The sequence below is a fragment of the Thalassospira sp. UBA1131 genome (genome assembly GCF_002311515.1).
Classification (GTDB): Bacteria; Pseudomonadota; Alphaproteobacteria; order Rhodospirillales; family Thalassospiraceae; genus Thalassospira.
The window spans coordinates 22,272-24,955 of sequence record NZ_DCAO01000105.1; the positions used below are offsets into that span (position 1 = coordinate 22,272).

The window sequence follows — 2,684 nt, forward strand, 5'->3', positions numbered from 1 at the left end:
ACGATTTTCGGAAGCCTGGCGGGCCTGAGTGACCGCGACTGGCTGGTGGTTGGCTTGGCGGCTGTTGGTGGTGCGGCGATTGCCGGTTGGGTTGGTTGGCGCTTGTCGCTGCGCATGCGCCGTCACCTTGAGGAAGTCGAAGATCACGAACACGAACTGGCGGGTGAGACAGAGCTTTTCACACAGCTTTTGTTCGCCGGACCCGACCCGGTTTACTATTGGAGCCGCCATGGCTTCGCCGAGGGGGCCAGTCCATCGCTCAAACGGGCCTTCCAACTAGGCCAGGATGGACGGTTTCCCGATCTGCTGGATCTGTTGCGCGATGAAGATGCCGCAGCACTGAAGGAACGGGTGCGCAACCTTAAAACCGGGCATGACCGGTTTGAATTGTGGATCACAACGGTCGATGAACGCAAATTCCACGTCACCGGCATGGCCGCTCGCAAGGATCGATCATCGGATGTATTGGCGCATGGTTTGTGGTTCCGTGATGAAACCCGCCATTCGCGCGAACGCGAAAACCAGTTTGGTGATTTTCAGCTGCTTAAACACGAAGTATCGGGCCTGCGGCAGTTGCTTGATAGCTTGCCCTTCCCGGTCTGGCGCCGCGATAGCGAACTTCGCCTGATTGATTGTAACATCGCCTATGCCGATGCGGTCGAATATCAAACCATCGAAGATGCGCTGGCCGCACAGGCCGAAATTGGTGCGGGGGTGATTCCCGATCACGGGCGATCACTGGCGGCATCGGTTCAGCGCAATAATGAAAGCCTGACCCGCGATTTCCACGTTGTCATTCGGGGCGACCGAAAATTGCTGCGCATTACCGAAATGCCGGGTGGGGCCGCGAACGAACCCGACGGCCTGATCGGTTTTGCGATTGATTGCACCCCGGTCGAAGAATTGCAGTCCGATCTGTCGCGCCACATCCGCGCCCATGCCGAGGTGCTTGAAAACCTGGGCACTGCGATTGCGGTCTATGGTGGCGACAAGGGGCTTATTTTCTTTAACACCGCCTTCACCAAGCTTTGGGATCTTGATGACGAATGGCTCTGGACTGAGCCGACCCATGATGATGTTTTGCGGCGTCTGCGCGATGAACGCAAACTGCCCGAAGTCACCGATTTCGCCCAGTTCCGCAACACTGAAAACCAGCGCTTTACCGATCTTCTGAAACCTGAAGAAGACCTGATGCATCTGCCCAATGGCATGACGTTGCGTCGCTTCATCTCGCCCCATCCGTTTGGCGGGCTGATGTTTGTTTATGAAGATGTCACCGACAAGCTGGTTCTGGAAAGTTCCTACAACACCCTGATCGCGGTTCAGCGTGAAACGCTTGAAAGCCTGCACGAGGCGGTTGGCGTGATCAGTGGCGATGGGCGCTTGCGGCTTTATAACCACGGTTTTGCCGATCTTTGGGGCCTTGAAAGCACCTTCCTTGATGTCGCGCCGCATCTGGGCGATGTGGTCGAAAAATCCAAGGACTACTGGCGCGAACGCGACGATTGGGAAAAGTTCAAAAACCGCATGGTCGCGCGGATCACCAACCACGAACCGATGAATGGCCGGTTGGAACGGGCCGACAATTCGATTGTTGATTTTGCCATCGTGCCGCTGCCCGACGGGGCGGTGATGATGTCCTATATCGATGTGACGGACACCATCCGGGTCGAACGTGCGCTTCGTGAACGTAACGAGGCACTGCGCACCGCAGACCAGATGAAGTCCGACTTCATTTCCACCGTATCGCGGGAACTGACCAAGCCGCTTGATCACATCAATGGCGAGTCTGATCGATTGATCCCGCATCTGACCGGCAATGTGGCGCGCTCGGTCGAAACCATCCGGACCGAGGCGCAAAGCATGCTGGCGCTGGTCGATGACATGCGCGATCTGGCAACCCTTGGGTCGGGGCAGGTCGCCCTTGAGCTTGATACCGTCGATCCACGACGTTTGCTGCGCTCCCTCGAAGCTTTGACACGGGCACGCTTGGCAGAGCTGAACGTGTCGCTGCGCCTTTATTGTTCGCGCCAGATCGGCTGGATGGTGGCCGATGAACGCCGCCTGAAACAGGCCTTGTTCATTCTGGTGACCAACGTGCTGCGCACAGCACCCGAAGGTAGCGAGGTTTCGGTGGTCGCAAAGCGCAGTGGCGAGGATATCGAAATTTCGATCTCGCTCTCGGACGAAGCGCCGCAACCGATGTTGTTTGAAGGCCTGCGCGATGGTGAGTCCCCGTCGGCCCGCAGGGCCCTTGGCATGGCGATGGTCCGCGCCGTGGTCGAAATCCATGGCGGACGTGTGAAGATCAGCCGCGATGGCCGCAAGATCGCCTGTATCCTGCCCGCGGGCGAGGAGAGCGATCTCGGCTAAGGCCGCAGACCCGTCAGACAGATACGAAAAAGGCGCCAGATGGCGCCTTTTGTTTTGCTGGATTGATCATGGTTGATCAGACCGTAAACGGCACATCCTTGCCGGCCACAAACGCATCAATGTTATCAAGTGCACGGAAGCCCATGGCATTGCGGGTTTCAACCGTCGCCGATCCCAGATGCGGCAGCAGGAAGGTGTTGGCAAGGTCGCGATAGGCCGGCTCGATATTCGGCTCACCGGCAAAAACATCGAGGCCCGCCGCGGTCAGTTTGCCCGATTTCAGCGCAGCAATCAGGTCCTGATCATTGACG

2 protein-coding genes are annotated in these 2,684 nt (G+C 57.8%); one reads left to right on the plus strand and one right to left on the minus strand.

Annotation, left to right across the window (positions count from 1 at the left end; genetic code table 11):
• Positions 1-2,373: PAS domain-containing sensor histidine kinase (locus tag B3Z49_RS17435; RefSeq protein ID WP_296993174.1), on the plus strand; the 2,373-nt coding region annotated here is incomplete at its 5' end.
• Between the two features lie 76 nt (positions 2,374-2,449).
• Here the strand turns inward: B3Z49_RS17435 and B3Z49_RS17440 are convergent.
• A partial coding sequence (locus B3Z49_RS17440; protein ID WP_296993176.1) for an NAD(P)-dependent oxidoreductase occupies positions 2,450-2,684 on the minus strand: 235 nt, incomplete at its 5' end.